Annotated in this window: 15 protein-coding genes and 2 pseudogenes; 11 read left to right on the top strand and 6 right to left on the bottom strand. The window is 49.8% G+C overall.

Annotation, left to right across the window (positions count from 1 at the left end; all coding sequences use genetic code 11):
- The first annotated feature begins 268 nt into the window (after positions 1-268).
- From HV355_RS05250 to HV355_RS05240, 3 genes are read left to right on the top strand one after another with little or no spacing between them, the layout of a single operon-like run.
- Positions 269-1,813 (top strand): peptide MFS transporter, encoded by a 1,545-nt coding sequence (locus tag HV355_RS05250; protein ID WP_100165750.1) that lies wholly within the window; start codon positions 269-271, stop codon positions 1,811-1,813.
- A gap of 58 nt (positions 1,814-1,871) precedes the next feature.
- The gene (locus HV355_RS05245; RefSeq protein ID WP_182401118.1) at positions 1,872-2,906 is read left to right on the top strand and encodes a Gfo/Idh/MocA family oxidoreductase; all 1,035 of its coding nucleotides are present in this window, start codon (positions 1,872-1,874) and stop codon (positions 2,904-2,906) included.
- 50 nt (positions 2,907-2,956) lie between these two features.
- Positions 2,957-3,178 (top strand): zinc ribbon domain-containing protein, encoded by a 222-nt coding sequence (locus HV355_RS05240; protein ID WP_174340905.1) that lies wholly within the window; start codon positions 2,957-2,959, stop codon positions 3,176-3,178.
- Here HV355_RS05240 and HV355_RS05235 read toward each other — a convergent pair.
- Genes HV355_RS05235 through xseA form a run of 3 tightly spaced genes read right to left on the bottom strand, consistent with a single transcriptional unit; the run spans position 3,175 to position 5,977 of the window.
- Entirely contained in the window at positions 3,175-3,525 is a 351-nt protein-coding gene (locus tag HV355_RS05235; RefSeq protein ID WP_006811517.1) for a protealysin inhibitor emfourin, read from the bottom strand. The two genes, HV355_RS05240 and HV355_RS05235, sit on opposite strands and share 4 nt — an antisense overlap.
- Complete coding sequence (locus HV355_RS05230) at positions 3,526-4,545, bottom strand: M4 family metallopeptidase (protein ID WP_174340903.1); 1,020 nt, start codon at positions 4,543-4,545, stop codon at positions 3,526-3,528.
- Positions 4,546-4,603: 58 nt separating this feature from the next.
- Positions 4,604-5,977: an exodeoxyribonuclease VII large subunit gene (xseA, locus tag HV355_RS05225; protein ID WP_182401116.1), complete on the bottom strand. Its 1,374-nt coding sequence runs from the start codon at positions 5,975-5,977 to the stop codon at positions 4,604-4,606.
- 159 nt (positions 5,978-6,136) lie between these two features.
- Between xseA and guaB the strand changes: the two genes are divergently transcribed.
- Both guaB and guaA read left to right on the top strand, forming a co-directional pair.
- The gene (gene guaB, locus HV355_RS05220; RefSeq protein ID WP_010433923.1) at positions 6,137-7,603 is read left to right on the top strand and encodes an IMP dehydrogenase; all 1,467 of its coding nucleotides are present in this window, start codon (positions 6,137-6,139) and stop codon (positions 7,601-7,603) included.
- Positions 7,604-7,670: 67 nt separating this feature from the next.
- On the top strand, positions 7,671-9,248 hold the full coding sequence (gene guaA, locus HV355_RS05215) for a glutamine-hydrolyzing GMP synthase (RefSeq protein WP_063427885.1): 1,578 nt from the start codon (positions 7,671-7,673) through the stop codon (positions 9,246-9,248).
- A gap of 263 nt (positions 9,249-9,511) precedes the next feature.
- Here the strand turns inward: guaA and HV355_RS05210 are convergent.
- Positions 9,512-9,655, bottom strand: a pseudogene (locus tag HV355_RS05210) (AlpA family phage regulatory protein); the annotation flags it as partial.
- A 493-nt stretch (positions 9,656-10,148) separates the two neighbouring features.
- On the opposite strand from HV355_RS05210, the gene HV355_RS05205 reads away from it, so the two are divergent.
- Both HV355_RS05205 and HV355_RS05200 read left to right on the top strand, forming a co-directional pair.
- Positions 10,149-11,270 carry an AAA family ATPase gene (locus HV355_RS05205; protein ID WP_182401115.1) on the top strand — a complete coding sequence of 374 codons (1,122 nt, stop codon included), beginning with the start codon at positions 10,149-10,151 and terminating at the stop codon, positions 11,268-11,270.
- Complete coding sequence (locus HV355_RS05200; protein WP_156595579.1) at positions 11,267-11,965, top strand: hypothetical protein; 699 nt, start codon at positions 11,267-11,269, stop codon at positions 11,963-11,965. The genes HV355_RS05205 and HV355_RS05200 overlap by 4 nt, the downstream gene beginning before the upstream one ends.
- 317 nt (positions 11,966-12,282) lie before the next feature.
- On the opposite strand, the gene HV355_RS05195 is transcribed toward HV355_RS05200, so the two are convergent.
- Positions 12,283-13,293 (bottom strand): hypothetical protein, encoded by a 1,011-nt coding sequence (locus HV355_RS05195; RefSeq protein WP_182401113.1) that lies wholly within the window; start codon positions 13,291-13,293, stop codon positions 12,283-12,285.
- A 280-nt stretch (positions 13,294-13,573) separates the two neighbouring features.
- Positions 13,574-14,221, bottom strand: a pseudogene (locus tag HV355_RS05190) (hypothetical protein).
- Between the two features lie 302 nt (positions 14,222-14,523).
- Here HV355_RS05190 and HV355_RS05185 point away from each other — a divergent pair.
- From HV355_RS05185 to HV355_RS05170, 4 genes are all read left to right on the top strand, one after another.
- The gene (locus HV355_RS05185) at positions 14,524-14,757 is read left to right on the top strand and encodes a type II toxin-antitoxin system Phd/YefM family antitoxin (protein WP_182401111.1); all 234 of its coding nucleotides are present in this window, start codon (positions 14,524-14,526) and stop codon (positions 14,755-14,757) included.
- A gap of 30 nt (positions 14,758-14,787) precedes the next feature.
- Positions 14,788-15,120 (top strand): type II toxin-antitoxin system RelE/ParE family toxin, encoded by a 333-nt coding sequence (locus HV355_RS05180; RefSeq protein ID WP_182401109.1) that lies wholly within the window; start codon positions 14,788-14,790, stop codon positions 15,118-15,120.
- A gap of 601 nt (positions 15,121-15,721) precedes the next feature.
- Positions 15,722-16,162 carry a DUF6389 family protein gene (locus HV355_RS05175; protein WP_182401107.1) on the top strand — a complete coding sequence of 147 codons (441 nt, stop codon included), beginning with the start codon at positions 15,722-15,724 and terminating at the stop codon, positions 16,160-16,162.
- A 152-nt stretch (positions 16,163-16,314) separates the two neighbouring features.
- A complete protein-coding gene (locus HV355_RS05170) occupies positions 16,315-16,821 on the top strand; it encodes an HNH endonuclease (protein WP_182401105.1) in 507 nt (168 codons plus the stop codon).
- Positions 16,822-16,897: the final 76 nt, after the last annotated feature.

Genomic DNA, 16,897 nt, shown 5'->3' with positions numbered 1-16,897 from the left:
TCGCGGGTTTTTTTTCGCGCTTTCACAGCGATTGCTAACCCTGTGTGAAGTCAATCACTATTCACTCCCAACCATCTTTAAATCCAGAAAAGTAGACAATCATCGAATTTTCGTCTTAAAGTCCAGGGTTCAGTACTGGACAAAACTAGCGTCTGGTTATCAAATGGTTAACTAATTTTTCGCCACATGTAAAAAATCGGTCGGATACGTAACTGACCGGCGTACATGCTGGTGTTTACAAGCACGACACATACCTTTCGGGAGAATTATGCAATCCTCTGTTAATCCAAAAGAGAGCCGAACGTTCTTCGGCCATCCGTATCCACTCGGTTCACTGTTCTTCACCGAGATGTGGGAACGTTTCTCGTTTTACGGCATTCGCCCGCTACTGATCCTGTTTATGGCTGCGACCGTTTATGACGGCGGCATGGGGTTGGCGCGTGAAAACGCCTCGGCGATTGTCGGTATCTTTGCCGGCACCATGTACCTGGCCGCGCTGCCGGGCGGCTGGCTGGCCGATAACTGGCTCGGTCAGCAGAGAGCCGTCTGGTACGGTTCGATCCTGATTGCGCTCGGTCACCTGTCGATTGCGCTCTCTGCAATCATGGGTGACAACCTGTTCTTTATCGGCCTGATGTTCATTGTGCTCGGTTCTGGCCTGTTCAAGACCTGTATTTCGGTAATGGTCGGCACCCTGTATAAAAAAGGCGATGCGCGTCGTGACGGCGGTTTCTCGCTGTTTTATATGGGCATCAACATGGGCTCGTTTATCGCACCGCTGATTTCCGGCTGGCTGATTAAAACTCACGGCTGGCACTGGGGCTTTGGTATCGGCGGTATCGGGATGCTGGTGGCGCTGATTATCTTCCGCGTGTTTGCCGTTCCGGCAATGAAACGCTATGACAGCGAAGTCGGTCTCGACTCCACCTGGAACAGCCCGGTGGTGAAGCGCAACGGCGTGGGCGCATGGCTGCTGGCGCTGGCCGTCGGCGTGGCAGTTATCGTGACGCTGATTGCTCAGGGCGTGATTGTGATTAACCCGGTGGCTGTTGCCAGCGTGCTGGTCTACGTGATTGCCGCGTCCGTTGCGCTGTACTTTATCTACCTGTTCCTTTTCGCGGGTCTGAATCGCAAAGAGCGCGCCAGGCTGCTGGTCTGCTTTATCCTGCTGGTCTCCGCCGCGTTCTTCTGGTCTGCGTTTGAGCAAAAGCCAACGTCGTTCAACCTGTTTGCCAACGACTACACTAACCGCATGATCGGTGATTTTGAAATCCCGGCGGTGTGGTTCCAGTCGATCAACGCCCTGTTTATTATCCTGCTGGCCCCGGTGTTCAGCTGGGCATGGCCAAAGCTCGCGAGCAAAAACATTCGCCCGAGCAGCATCACCAAGTTTGTTATTGGTATTCTGTGCGCGGCGGCAGGCTTTGGCCTGATGATGCTGGCGGCACAGAACGTGCTGAGCAACGGTGGGGCGGGCGTGTCGCCGTTCTGGCTGGTGGGCAGCATTCTGATGCTCACCCTTGGCGAGCTGTGCCTGAGCCCGATTGGTCTGGCGACCATGACGCTGCTTGCGCCGGAAAGAATGCGTGGCCAGATGATGGGGCTGTGGTTCTGCGCCAGCGCGCTGGGTAACCTGGCTGCAGGCCTGATTGGCGGACACGTGAAGGCCGACCAGTTGGATATGCTGCCGGATCTCTTTGCGCGCTGTTCCGTCGCGCTGCTGATTTGTGCCGCGGTACTGATCGTCCTCATTGTTCCGGTCCGCCGCATGCTGGAAAATGCGCAGACTAAACCGGCAGCTAACGCCTCTTAAACCTCGATCTTGCCGGGGCGGCGTTATGCCCCGGCAATTCACTCAACGAGGTAAGAGCATGCTGTTAGGGTTTGTTGGTCTTGGCGCAGTCGTTGAAACAGCTTACCTGCCCGCAATACGAAAACTTTTTGATACTCCCCCTCACTGTTTAGGCTTTGATATCCAGACCGTAAAACAGCCGGCGGATCTAACGCGCTGCGCCACGCTGTCTGAACTTCTCTCCCAGCCGCTTGATACCCTGTTTATTACCACCTCGTCGCTGCACCATCTTGAGGTGCTTGAACAGGCTCTCGCCTCATCGGTTTCCCGCATCGTGGTTGAAAAACCGATTGTCGCCACGCTTCCCCAAACAGAAAAACTCAACGCGCTGCTGGCGAGCACCGACGCCGCCTCCCGCGTGCTGGCGCTCGATCACTGGATGGCGCGCATCGAAACGGTGAAGCGGTCGCTGGTTGGCAATGTCTCTGACATCATCAAAATCGACGGTTTTTTGCAGGAGCCGAGCGGATATAACGCCGCAGGGGAGCCCATCGCGCTTAACTTTGCCACGGGTGAGCCGGACGCGCGTACGCTTCGCCACCCTGATGGCGTGATTCTGGATATCGGTACGCACGTGCTGGCGATGCTGCGCGAAACGGTGCGCTATCTGGGCGGGAATGATGAGATGACGTTGCAGGTGGTCACGGCTAAAGACCGCCTGGGGCGCGATATCGCGAAAGGCGACCTGACCACGGCGGAAGGCGAAGCGCACCTTCAGGGGAAAATCAGCGGCGTGCCGGTGGATATCTGGCTTAACAAATACGCTGGACCCGCGGGCGGGCAAAAAGGCTTACGGATCTGGTTGCGCGACGGGCGGACCATCAGTTACGACCGGCACGGCGCAGAAGATGTGCTTGAGCTGATAAACGGCGACACGCTTCAACGCTGGAACATTCCCGGCACGATCTATGAGCACTGTCTTGCAGAGCATATTCTGGGCGCCAACAGCCTTTTTGAACGGGATCAGCACGAGGTGAGCCGCACGACGCGCCGCAGGATCGAGGAAGTGACGCTGCTGCTGGCGTTACAGCAGCAGCTGCGTGGCCCGCACTGAACGTAACGTGGTAAAATTATTGCAGACCTGAACGCTTTAAAGGAGCCATCATGACGATTACCTGCCCGGAATGCCAGACACCGCTGGAGCCACAGAACGGCGTGGCGCACTGCGAAAGCTGTAATAAGGATATTGCGCTTGAAGCCCGCTGCCCGGAGTGCCATCAGCCACTCCAGGTATTAAAAGCCTGCGGCGCGGTGGACTATTTCTGCCAGAACGGCCACGGTCTTATCTCTAAAAAACGTGTGGAGTTTGTTCGGGCTGAAGGTTAATCGCACACGCAGCCTTCGCCTTTCTGCCACAGTTCGACCAGCGACTCGGGCGCTTCCTGCTCGGGCACCAGCACGATGATATCGGCGTAATGTGCCTGATTTTGCCCGGTCCAGATAATCTGGATGCGGAAATAGCGCTGGTCGCCGCTGCCGGGTGAAGAGGCTTGCCCTGGCGGCTGGCCGCGTGGAAAAGCCTGCTCCAGGATGCTCACCAGGCGCTGGCGCTGGGCCTCATTGAGCGAGGAGAGCGCGATGGTGCGCTGCCCGCTCAGTTTGGGAATAAAAGCGACGCCGCCTTCCCGGGCCAGCTCAACCACGGCGTCATCCGTCAGTTCCGGAACCTGCATTTACAACACTCCCACCTGTTCCCAAGCTTGCTTAATGGCCGCACCAGTGTCGCCGCCGGAGCGTTTCTCTCCGTGCGCGATCGTCAGTTTTGCGAAGGCCTCAAAATCTGCATCCTGCGCCAGATTGCGATCGCAAACCGTGTCGTACCAGGCATAACCCGCTTTTTCCCAGGCGTAGCCGCCGATCGCCGTCGCAGCCAGATAAAATGCCCGGTTGGGGATGCCGGAGTTCAGGTGCACGCCGCCGTTATCCTCGCGTGTTTTAATGAAATCTTTCATGTGCGCAGGCTGCGGGTCTTTGCCGAGCAGAGGATCGTCATAGGCGGTGCCGGGTTCAGACATTGAGCGCAGCCCTTTGCCGTTGATCCCTTTCGCCAGCAGCCCTTCGCCAATCAGCCAGTCAGCGTTATCGGCGGTTTGCTTCAGATGGTACTGTTTGACCAGCGCGCCAAACACGTCTGACAGAGACTCGTTCAGCGCGCCCGACTGTTCAAAATAGATAAGCCCGGCTTCGGTCTCAGTCACACCGTGGCTCAGCTCGTGCGCCACCACGTCGATGGCGATGGTAAAGCGGTTAAATATTTCCCCGTCCCCGTCGCCGAATACCATCTGCTGACCGTTCCAGAAGGCGTTCTGATATTCCCGGCCGTAATGTACGGTGCCGGTCAAAATAAGCCCTTTATTATCGAGCGAATCACGCTGATATTCTTTCCAGAAGAAATCATGGGTAATACCCAAATAATCGTAGGCTTCATCCACCGCCACATCGCCGTTCGACGGCTGGCCTTCGTAACGCACCTGCGTACCCGGCAGCTCCTGGGTCTGCTTCGCGTCGTAAATATCGCGCTCCAGCTGTCCGGCTTTATTCACGTGCGGCGCGGCGGGTTTGCCGGGCATGTGGGCCATCAGCGTCTGGACGTGGGTTAAGGTCTGACGGGCACAGCGCTGCTGCGGCTCGGAACCGCTTTCGATAATACGACGAAGAATATAAGGGGGAATAACGCTATGAAGATGGGGCATGCTGCTCTCCTTATTAAAAAAGGGAATAGCAGCAGTATAGTAAGTAACCGGCGAAGAATTATCCGGTTTTACGCTGACGCGTCTTTTTCACCGGTTTAATTGATTTCACTTCGCTTTCTACCCAGCCGTCTGAAAGACGCGTCGTCAGCACATCGCCGGCTTTCACCTGTTTGGTTTGCTTCAGCACTTTGCCGTCCGTCGCCGTCGTCACGCTATAGCCGCGCGCCAGCGTGGAGAGGGGGCTGACCGCTTCAAGATGGGTTACGGCATTGCCAAAACGTTCGCGGGTGGTGCTCAATCGGGCGCGGACAGTCTCTGCCAGACGATACTCGAGCTGCTGAATCCGCGTTTGCGCGCGATAAATTTTCGGCTGCGGGTTCTGCTGGTTCAGGCGCTGCGTCACGCGCTGCTGGCGCGATACCGTGCGCTTAAGCTGCGCGTCCACCGCAACGCTCATGCGCTGACGCAGACGATCCAGCACGGTCTGCTGGCGCGCCAGACGCAGCTGAGGATGCTGCTGCTGAAGTCGATGATGAAGCTGGGTAAAGCGGCGGGTACGGTTGGCAAGGAAGTAGTCCATCGCCATCTCAAGACGCTGCTGGCCGTTCTGAATCTGACGCAGCAGCTCCAGCTGGTTGCGGCTGACCACTTCCGCTGCCGCGGACGGCGTAGGCGCGCGCAGATCCGCGACAAAATCCGCTATCGTTACGTCCGTTTCGTGGCCGACGGCGCTCACTACGGGGATAAGGCTTGCAAAGATTGCCCGCGCCACGCGCTCGTCGTTAAAGCTCCACAGATCTTCCAGCGAGCCGCCGCCTCGCCCGACAATTAACACGTCGCACTCCCGGCGCGCGTTCGCCAGTTCAATGGCGCGCACAATCTGGCCCGGAGCATCGTCACCCTGAACGGCGGTCGGATAGATGATGACGGGCAGGGAAGGGTCACGACGCTTCAGCACGTGCAAAATATCGTGCAGCGCTGCACCGGTTTTCGAGGTGATCACCCCAACGCAGTGGGCAGGAGAGGGCAGCGGTTTCTTGAACTGCTGATCGAACAGTCCCTCGGCAGAGAGTTTGGCTTTAAGCTGTTCGTATTTTTGCTGCAGCAAACCTTCACCCGCAGGCTGCATGCTTTCGACGATGATTTGATAATCGCCGCGCGGCTCGTACAGGGTGATATTGGCGCGAACCAGAACCTGCTGGCCGTGCTGAGGGCGGAACGTCACGCGGCGGTTGCTGTTGCGGAACATCGCGCAGCGTACCTGGGCGGTGTCGTCTTTTAAGGTAAAGTACCAGTGTCCGGAGGAGGGCTGCGTGAAGTTAGAGATCTCACCGCTGATCCAGACCTGCCCCATTTCCTGCTCAAGCAGCAAACGCACCGTCTGATTAAGGCGGCTGACAGTATAAATTGAGGGGGATTGAGAGGATAACATGTGAGCGGGATCAAATTCTAAATCAGCAAGTTATTCAGTCGATAGTAACCTGCTGAGGGGCGATCGCAAGCATTTTTTTCAAAAAAGTGTAGATGCAATCGGTTACGCTCTGTATAATGCCACGGCAATATTTAACCACCCAGGTCAGAGATATTGCCCATGCTACGTATCGCTAAAGAAGCACTGACGTTTGACGACGTCCTCCTCGTTCCCGCTCATTCCACCGTTCTGCCGAATACTGCCGATCTCAGCACGCAGTTGACGAAAACCATTCGCCTGAACATTCCTATGCTCTCTGCGGCAATGGACACCGTGACTGAAGCGCGCCTGGCTATCGCCCTGGCACAGGAAGGTGGCATTGGCTTTATTCACAAAAACATGTCAATCGAACGTCAGGCGGAAGAAGTTCGCCGCGTGAAGAAACATGAATCCGGCATCGTGTCTGACCCACAGACCGTTCTGCCAACCACCACGCTGCACGAAGTGAAGGCCCTGACCGAACGTAACGGCTTCGCCGGTTACCCGGTTGTGACCGAAGAAAACGAACTGGTTGGTATCATCACCGGCCGTGACGTGCGTTTCGTGACTGACCTTAATCAGCCTGTCAGCGTCTACATGACGCCGAAAGAGCGTCTGGTTACCGTTCGCGAAGGTGAAACTCGCGACGTGGTGCTGGCAAAAATGCACGAAAAACGCGTTGAAAAAGCGCTGGTCGTCGACAGCAGTTTCCACCTGCGCGGCATGATCACCGTTAAAGATTTCCAGAAAGCAGAACGTAAGCCTAACGCCTGTAAAGACGAGCATGGCCGTCTGCGCGTCGGCGCTGCGGTTGGCGCAGGTGCCGGTAACGAAGAGCGCGTTGACGCGCTGGTTGCTGCGGGCGTTGACGTCCTGCTGATTGACTCCTCTCACGGCCACTCTGAAGGCGTTCTGCAACGTATTCGTGATACCCGTGCCAAATACCCTGACCTGCAGATCATCGGCGGTAACGTGGCCACTGGCGCAGGCGCTCGCGCGCTGGCTGACGCTGGCTGCAGCGCGGTGAAAGTGGGTATCGGCCCTGGCTCCATCTGTACTACGCGTATCGTGACCGGCGTGGGTGTTCCGCAGATCACCGCCGTGTCTGACGCGGTTGAAGCGCTGGAAGGCACCGGTATTCCGGTTATCGCTGACGGCGGTATCCGCTTCTCTGGCGACATCGCCAAAGCGATCGCCGCGGGCGCCGCTGCCGTAATGGTTGGCTCCATGCTGGCCGGTACCGAAGAATCCCCGGGCGAAATCGAACTCTTCCAGGGCCGTTCTTACAAGTCTTACCGCGGCATGGGCTCTCTGGGCGCGATGTCCAAAGGTTCCTCTGACCGTTACTTCCAGACCGATAACGCCGCTGACAAACTGGTGCCGGAAGGTATCGAAGGTCGAGTTGCCTATAAAGGCCGTCTTAAAGAGATCATTCACCAGCAGATGGGCGGCCTGCGCTCCTGTATGGGTCTGACCGGCTGTGGTACCATTGACCTGCTGCGTACCAAAGCGGAATTCGTACGCATCAGCGGTGCGGGTATCCAGGAGAGCCACGTTCACGACGTGACGATCACCAAAGAGTCCCCGAACTACCGTCTGGGCTCCTGATAAGTTTCCGCGCCCGGCTTCTGCCGGGCGCTCTGTTTTTGTTTCACTTGCCTCGGAATTAGCGTCAATGACGGAAAACATTCATAAACATCGCATTCTCATCCTGGACTTCGGTTCTCAGTACACTCAGCTGGTGGCGCGTCGCGTACGTGAACTGGGAGTTTACTGTGAGCTGTGGGCATGGGATGTCACGGAAGCACAGATTCGCGAATTCAATCCAAGCGGCATCATCCTGTCCGGCGGCCCGGAAAGCACTACCGAAGAGAACAGCCCGCGCGCGCCGCAGTACGTGTTCGAAGCTGGCGTGCCGGTATTCGGCGTCTGCTACGGTATGCAGACCATGGCAATGCAGCTGGGCGGCCACGTAGAAGGCTCTAACGAGCGCGAGTTTGGCTACGCGCAGGTAGAAGTGGTCACCGACAGCGCGCTGGTGCGCGGTATCGAAGACTCCCTGACCGCAGACGGCAAACCGCTGCTGGACGTGTGGATGAGCCACGGCGACAAAGTCACCGCCATCCCGTCTGACTTCGTGACCGTTGCCAGCACCGAAAGCTGCCCGTTCGCCATCATGGCGAACGAAGAAAAACGCTTCTACGGCGTGCAGTTCCACCCGGAAGTGACCCACACCCGTCAAGGTATGCGCATGCTGGAGCGCTTCGTGCGTGACATCTGCCAGTGTGAAGCCCTGTGGACCCCGGCAAAAATCATCGACGACGCCGTTGAGCGTATCCGCCAGCAGGTTGGCAATGACAAAGTGATCCTCGGCCTCTCCGGCGGCGTGGACTCCTCCGTAACCGCGATGCTGCTGCACCGCGCCATCGGCAAAAACCTGACCTGCGTCTTCGTGGACAACGGTCTGCTGCGTCTGAATGAAGCCCAGCAGGTCATGGACATGTTCGGCGACCACTTCGGTCTGAACATCGTTCACGTGGAAGGCGAGCAGCGCTTCCTGGACGCGCTGAAAGGCGAGAACGATCCAGAAGCCAAGCGTAAAATCATCGGCCGCGTGTTCGTAGAAGTGTTCGACGAAGAAGCGCTGAAGCTGGAAGATGTGAAATGGCTGGCGCAGGGCACCATCTACCCTGACGTGATCGAGTCTGCGGCCTCCGCCACCGGTAAAGCACACGTCATCAAATCTCACCACAACGTGGGCGGCCTGCCGAAAGAGATGAAGATGGGCCTGGTTGAACCGCTGCGCGAGCTGTTCAAAGACGAAGTGCGTAAGATCGGTCTGGAACTGGGTCTGCCGTACGACATGCTCTACCGTCATCCGTTCCCGGGTCCGGGTCTGGGCGTGCGCGTGCTGGGCGAAGTGAAGAAAGAGTACTGCGACCTGCTGCGTCGCGCGGACGCTATCTTCATCGAAGAGCTGCACAAAGCTGACCTGTACAACAAAGTGAGCCAGGCGTTCACCGTGTTCCTGCCGGTTCGCTCCGTCGGCGTGATGGGCGATGGCCGTAAGTACGACTGGGTTGTTTCCCTGCGTGCGGTGGAAACCATCGACTTCATGACCGCGCACTGGGCGCACCTGCCGTATGACTTCTTAGGCCGCGTGTCTAACCGCATTATCAACGAAGTGAACGGTATTTCCCGCGTGGTGTATGACATCAGCGGCAAGCCACCGGCTACGATTGAGTGGGAATAAGCCGATAACCCTTCCTGAGCTTTCATGAACAGGTAAAACTTCAATCAACCCTCTGTTTTTACAGGGGGTTTTTATTTGTGTGCATTCATGAATTTTCTATGTAGCGCACAGTTCCTGACGGTAAATTTGACGTAATCGTCGAAAAAGTAGACAGTCCTCTTTAGTCAATACGTATAGTAATTAGTCAATTCTGACGGTATTTCCGGAGGGCGTATGCTTGCCGATATCCAGCTTAAAAGACTTAAACCGCAGGAAAAAATCTACAAATGGACGGGGCGGGGAAAGTCGGTGTTTTTAATCAGGCGGTAAACCGACGATTCGCTCATCGCCAGAAACTGGACCACCTGCCGCATACGCACGTTACCGCTTTCGGGAAAAGCATCGTTACTGTCAGCACGGGTTTTCATGATTGCACCTCACGGGAACAGAGTGTCGGAGCGGTTATAGCGCGGAACCGGGAGGGGAGGTATAGGTCCGGATGAAAAAGTGGAGTCCGGGTAGAAAGTAATGAGTCCGGGAATAAGTTTTTGCTACCAGAAATGATGATTTTTCAATAATTAATTGAAAATGAAAAATTTTATATTTCTCTTGCCCAATCAGAATTCTACAAGCTGAGGTTAACGAATGGCAACGCACGACTACAAACACTTCACAATAGCTATCGCTATCTCACTGTTAGCTCTGAGCGAAGCGGAGGTCACTGCCGTTATAGCAACTAATGAGGGTATTGATATTAGAAAAATCATGATGTATTAACTAATGTAGAAAATGCTCAAGGACATCAAGTCCATACACCGTTAATAAAGATTTGCTATAAAAGTTATTACGGATAAAGACGACAGTTATTGAGTGGGATGGCTATGCTAAACAATCTCTTTTTTATGATTGCGCAGAAAGTCATTGGAAAATTTAGCATCTGATAAAGGAAAAACTTTGGACTCAACACACTCATTACAATTGCCTAATGATGGCCAGATTTTCATTTTTACTGGCCCAAACGGTTCCGGTAAAACACGTGCGTTGGCACTAATGACAGATAATTATTTAGAGAATATTCGTTGTAGCTCTGATGAAATTAGCCGACTCATCTGCTTGTCCGGTACTGTTCTTGATAAATTCCCACGACACGATCATGCATCCTATGCGTACTTCGGTCGACGTACCAATTCGAATATGTTCTCAGAAGTTGCCCCATATAGACGCCTCGTTGAATATATTATGAGTGACTGTGCTGACTGGGAAAAACGAGCAACCTTAGCCAAAAGCCTCCTTGAATCGATATCACTTGGTCACGTAATCCATTTTAAATTTCGGCGAGGACGCAACACTAAGGACATTGTGTCTCAAGCAATTTCTCCGAATTTGGATATTACTATTGATCTAAGTCAACCGATCCATAAGCAACGAAGTTACAAAACAAGATTGAAGCAACTTAAAGAGAACAAGGTGCATGTTAGTGGCGTTTCGTTTACCAAAGGTGAACGAAAATACGATATTGCAGATCTAAGCTCTGGCGAACGTAGCTACGCGCTGTCCATTCTTGCGGTAGCATTCAGCGTAATAGATCATTCAGTCGTGATTTTTGATGAGCCAGAAAACTCACTTCATCCAAAATGGCAGCAGACTGTCATTAGGGACATGTGGATAGCAATGTCTAAGGTTTCAAGCGGCTCAAAATTGATTATTGCTACTCATTCTCCACTTATAGTGGCAGGTGCTAAGAACCGCTTAACGTATATTTTTGACCTTGGCTCAAACTCAATATGGTCTCAATCGGAATTGTTTGGCAATACAAGTGACACGATCTTGAAGGAACAATTTGGCCTGATCTCGCCACGCTCCATATCCTTCTTATCTCTCGTACGAAAATGCCTCAAGGCTATGATCGAAATGCAAACTAATCCACAGCCTTTTCGTGATGCAGCTGATGAACTTCTTGCTACTAACGTGCAGCTTGATCGGGACGATCCATTGTTCCTAACTATAGAAAGTATTAAGGAAGCAAGGGAGGCTCTTGTATGATGCTCGGACCTTCTCATCTCCCCATTAAAAATAACATCAACCGTATGATACTTCGTAGGAAAGAGTATTATCTCCAATTAAAAAAATTCTTTGATGGAGAAATTCAGTGGAATCATTCTTCACTATCAATCCTTAAAAAAAAGCTGCGCTTGAATTTGCGCGTTCAACAGGATGGGCGCTGTATTTACTGCCGGAGACTTATTTTGAACGAACGACGCAATGTCTACGAAGATATCGAGCACTTTTTAGATAAATCAAAGGATTATTATAGACGATGGGCTTTTACCTATATAAATCTCTCGCTCGCGTGCCATGCTTGTAACATTCAAAAAAGTAACAGAGATCTTGGAACTCAAGATCATCGGAACTCTGCGAGTTACCCCGCAGGAGTTGGCATTTATAGCTGGCTACATCCTTATTTCGATGACTACCATGCTAATTTGATAGTAGGTAAGGGATGGACCTATTCACTCCGACCGAACGCTCCAGCAGCAATGCAAGCTGATCGCATGATTAATGAGTGTAAGCTAGATGAGGTCCAGACTATTGAGGCGTATAGTGAGGACATCAAGAAAAGGATTCTACGACTAACCGTCTTAGCTCATAAAGCTAACAAAAGTCAGCGTTATGCACTTTCTAATCGATTACTTGAGGAATCGATACGGTATCAGGAGGAGCAATGGCACAACTACTGAACTAACTATAATAATTTTATTTAGAACCCATAAAACTAGTTACGTTTCAGATACCGAAGAGACCTGCTTTCATTAATTGAAATAAATGAAAGCAGGGTCCGCTTCTGGCACTGAGTGAACCAGACATGGTGTTCAAGAAGCTTGCTGTGAACGATGAGCGCACATGTTTTCTCGGGTGGGAGCTGGAATATATCCAAAAGGGGGCTTTTCTATCAAGATGTTTTTTGTTTTGGAGTGACATGTTTATATTGAAGCGCAACTGCTGGATGGGATATTTTATTATGATATCCCATCAATATTTAAATAGGTGAGAATAACTAATTCTGATTTTTAAACACATTAACTGAACTATCCCAGTTAACTCCTGAATAATTGTTTATAATATTTCCTTGACTAAATGAAAGGAATAGTTTAAACCCTTGAAATGTGTATTTTTTCATATTAAATAAAGAATATTTCCCTGAAAGATTGATAGCGCTGAATAAAGATTCTGAGAGGATTATATATTTTCTCAGCCACATTTTTAACTCTTCTTCTGTGCTTATGCAAATCTGAAAGTTGTTATCTTTACCTTTTATATAAAAATAAGGAACTTGACAGGTAGGGACTGATAATAAATCTAATGTTCTACATAATGCTCTGACTATTACAAACAAACGAGATAGTTCATCATCAATACCCATACCATCTTTTTTTTCAATGCATTCATAATGGAGTCTTAGATTTTCTTCTATAGTTGAAAACTCTACAAGAAAGCTACCATTGACGAAACCAGTTAACTCATATGTAATATCACCATTATTAGGGGTTGTATTGTATATCTTATGAAATAAAACATGTGGCGCAGAAATGCTAAACTTAAAAGTACTAACAGTATCTTTGAGTTTAATGTCGATATCTCCAACCTGCTTTTCAATATAGACACATTTATCGACAAAATTTTTCTCTCTTGAAAATAATTCATCTAAGGAGTTTTTCTTTTTTATTAATTCAATTTGAGTATTGGTAGATGATATTTGTGTAGCTGTTTGAATTGATCTATGTAAACTCGTTATAATGGCAACGAATGGTATTGATAATGACAGTAACCCCAAAGGAAGTTTGCTTATCATAATGAAAGTATTTAACCCTTCCGATGACATATCAACCGAATGACCTTTCCACGCAAAAAAGCCAAAATATAGAAATGATAAAAATGGAACGAAAATAGCTCCCCAAAACAACCCTTGAGATGTTAGAGAATTATAAGTTAATTTATACCAACCCATGAAATAATAAATTAGTGCAATTGAAAAAATTGATATCCCGTATACAATAAGCCAAATCATCCCCACATCACCTTATGAAATATTTATAAATCGATCCTTTGAGATTTTATTTAAGATAAAAATCTCATTGCTTAAATTACACTTAACTATAGGGAATAGTTATTCTTAAAATTTTAATCGATTATACAGTTTGATGCTGCGTGAAACCAAGTATTTTGGTAAAGATTACTTGATGTAGCGGAGTCTCCTAGACTCTCATGTTTACTTCTGGAATCAAGTCGACAATACACTTGGAAGCTTCAGAGCTCAATCGGTTCGCTACATAGGAACCAGGCAACAACTACTTACGCTCCCCTTTTCTTCCCATCTTCAGCACTTCATAAAAGGTTCCTCGCCCAAGCCCATCCAACGGCAACTCCTATTCCTGAGCCAGAGCCTTCAGCTTTCGAAGTATCTGGTCAGATGTCGGTTTATCAGACGTCCCATAACGCCCGTCAGTCTCCTCAACCAGAAGCTGAACCAGTAGCCAGCAGAGTCGGGCAGTATTCTCCCGAGCCTTGTCGCGTTTATGCATCCCACGCTGGGAAGGTTGTGTGGAAGCAGTGAGATCCGGCAGCGCGTCGTCACCGAGCGTCTTCAGCCACTTGCGGCCACGGCTGTTACGCGACAGTTTCATCACCGCCTTCAGGCTGCGGGCCTTAATTTCTGGCGGCGTGAGTTCGTCATCAATAAGCCGCCAGGCCAGCGCGAGCATCTCATCGGCATAGAACATACGTTTGTTTGCAGGGGCGCTGACCATGCCTGTGGCTTTGATAGTGCGGCTGATGGCATCGTGCTGGACACGTTAATTCTCCTGATGTTCTTCCGGTAGGGCGTTTGCAGGTTGGGAAGCATCGAGGCCGAGAAGCAGAAGGGCGAGATGCCGCGCTTCGAGCAGCGGCATATCACATTCCCGTTCAAACAGATTCTGACGAATGGGACTGGTCACATTATTCTCCTACCTCAATGGCTCTCTTCCCACTTTCACACCGGTTCTGGCGGATAGGGTTTTACTCTGCCATTGCTCATTAAATAAACAAAAGGCAGATTATCACCAGAGTGTTGGTAGTTTTGTTCTGACATGTAGGATCTGTGGAGTGCATAAAGGAAATCAGCTTCCGGCAGGAACAAATTGATCTCTGTACTTAATCTGGACCTATTTCTCAGAAGAGCAGGGGGGCATGAGACCTTGTTGGTGGTCTAAATATAGTCTATATTAAAACCGAGACATGACCATTAGGCGGACCAATCATGAAAGTAGAGACAATCAGCTACGTTAAAAAGAACGCAGCAACGCTTGATCTGTCAGAACCCATCCTGGTCACACAAAATGGTGTGCCTGCTTATGTTATAGAGTCCTATGACCAGCAGCAGGAACGAGAGAACGCCATTGCTTTACTGAAGCTGCTTACCCTGTCAGAGAAAGATAAAGTGGAAGGGCGCGTGTTCTCGAAAGACCAGTTGCTGGATGGCCTTGCGGATTAAACGCAGCGCGCTCAACATTAAGGGATTTCCATGGGACAGCAGGTGACCTTTGAGTACACGCTTACGGTAAAGCACTGTATCGACACAATAGCAGGTTTCCTGAAGCGTGTTGGTGTTGAGCCGCGCCCGGTTATCGCAGATATTCTCACCCAGTTTGAGAGTAAAGTGGGGCAGTTCCCGGTGGGATGCCAGATTTGCCCTGAACTGCTGAAAATTGGCTGCGCCAAGTATCGGGAGTTTAACCACGCTGAAGGCTATCGGGTTTTGTATTCCGTAGACGGAACCTTAGTGACCGCGCATGCGATCCTGGCACATCGGCAGGACGTGCAGCAGCTGCTGTTTAAGCATCTGATCATGGCCTGATAGCCCTAATGCGTGTTGTACGGCAATAATACGAATTTAAAGAGCGTGTTTGTAAACTATCATAACAACATGATTAATATCACAAATTTCATCATTTTGACGGTATTTATTACAGTATCGTCTGGAAATGGTTATCATAAAATTCCGTGATAACAAGATGTTGGATGGTTCCTAAACCATTGAGTGGGAATGATTTCCCAACCGGAAACGTCTACTACTAACAGGTTCTAAATTATCTCTAAGCCCGCGGATTGCGGGCTTGTTTTTGGGCCATGGCTGGCAACACCATGCGTGGTTTAAACGTGGTAGTTTGAGAGGGATGATTTATCGGTAAAACTATGGATTACACCGGATCCCATGCTGCGCCAATTCAAAACGAAAGATTAGCGTTATAAAGAAAATAACCATTTTGTTTATTGGTGTTATCATTACCGCTGACCTGTCACTTCTTGCTATGGCGTTGTCAGGTTAGTGCCAGGAGGGGAAGTTGTTGTGACGAAATATGCTAAATTATTTAGGGCTGATTACGATTAGGGAAAAGTTAAAAACCTTAGCCACTTATGTATCAGCTTGACTGGCAAAAATTAGGGAGACGTAAGGTTTGACGAAGACTGAATATAGAGAAATGTTGCAATGCACTTTAAAAAGCTACACACAAAGTGCAGTCAATATGATCTTTAAGATCAAGACTAACCTTCCAGAGAAAGCTAAGTCAGTCGAAGTCGGTATTCACCCTAATCAGGATGAGGACGGAATGTTTTCTGTCATGGTTCATCTTTGTGGCCCAGACCCGTATGTTCTCAACAAAGCTATAGCAGATTATCGATTACTTTTTGATGTAAAAGTAATCGAGGGCAAATTACATCCAAATGTACCCATATTAGATCCTGACGAAGCTTTATTTTCGATCAATGACTTGATTGTTGAAGTTAGTATTGATTGGGTCAAGATAATATGGAATTTGTCTGGAGGTCTGAAAATTCCAGGATATGTATTTGGAGACGAATGTTCTTCAACAGATCTTATACCATTGAGCAAATGAATTGTCCGCTCCTCGCTCAAAGCAGACCTACGATTCGGTTAGCTTCCGCTTTGTGTCAGAAGTGGACGTTACTAACAGCGTAGTGTGTTAATCTATAGGGCGCAGGTCAGCTTATCTCTCATCAACTGTTTGAATTCTTGAGGAGCAGTAATATGGCAGTAGTTCCTAGACAAAATGCACCAAGTAAAAAAATGATCTGGCAGTACTGGATTGACAATGGAATTCAAAGAGGTTTGGATGATACGCGCTATGATAATGCGTGTGATTTTAATGTATGTGTATGCTGTGGCCGCGAATCCTCAAAATTGGAGAGGGCGCATATTATCCCTCACTCACTAGGCGGAAGTAATGATGTCTCAAATTATATTCTGCTATGCAGTAAATGTCATAGAGAAAGCCCTGATATTGCTAATGAATCTGCGCTTATTGAATGGATGAATGAGCAACCTTCTGAAATGGAAAGCTTGTTAAGACTAATCCAGCAGGAAATGGATAAATATAATAAAGAAACTCAAATGACAGTTAATGAAATTTTTATCAAAGAAATTTTCAGTGAGTTGTTCAAAAAGGCAAGACCACATGGTGGTAGATATTCTGATGCAACCAAGGTGTATATTATTAGGGAAGCTTTGAAAAAAATATTTATTAAGACTATTTGATGAATTAAATTACTTACAGTTATCCAGGTTAACCAGTCCATTAAATGTTAAATTTTATTTTACATTAGATTTAAAT

This window comes from Enterobacter sp. RHBSTW-01064 (assembly GCF_014103035.1).
Taxonomy (GTDB): domain Bacteria; phylum Pseudomonadota; class Gammaproteobacteria; order Enterobacterales; family Enterobacteriaceae; genus Enterobacter; species Enterobacter mori.
This window is presented reverse-complemented; position numbering and strand designations above follow the sequence as displayed.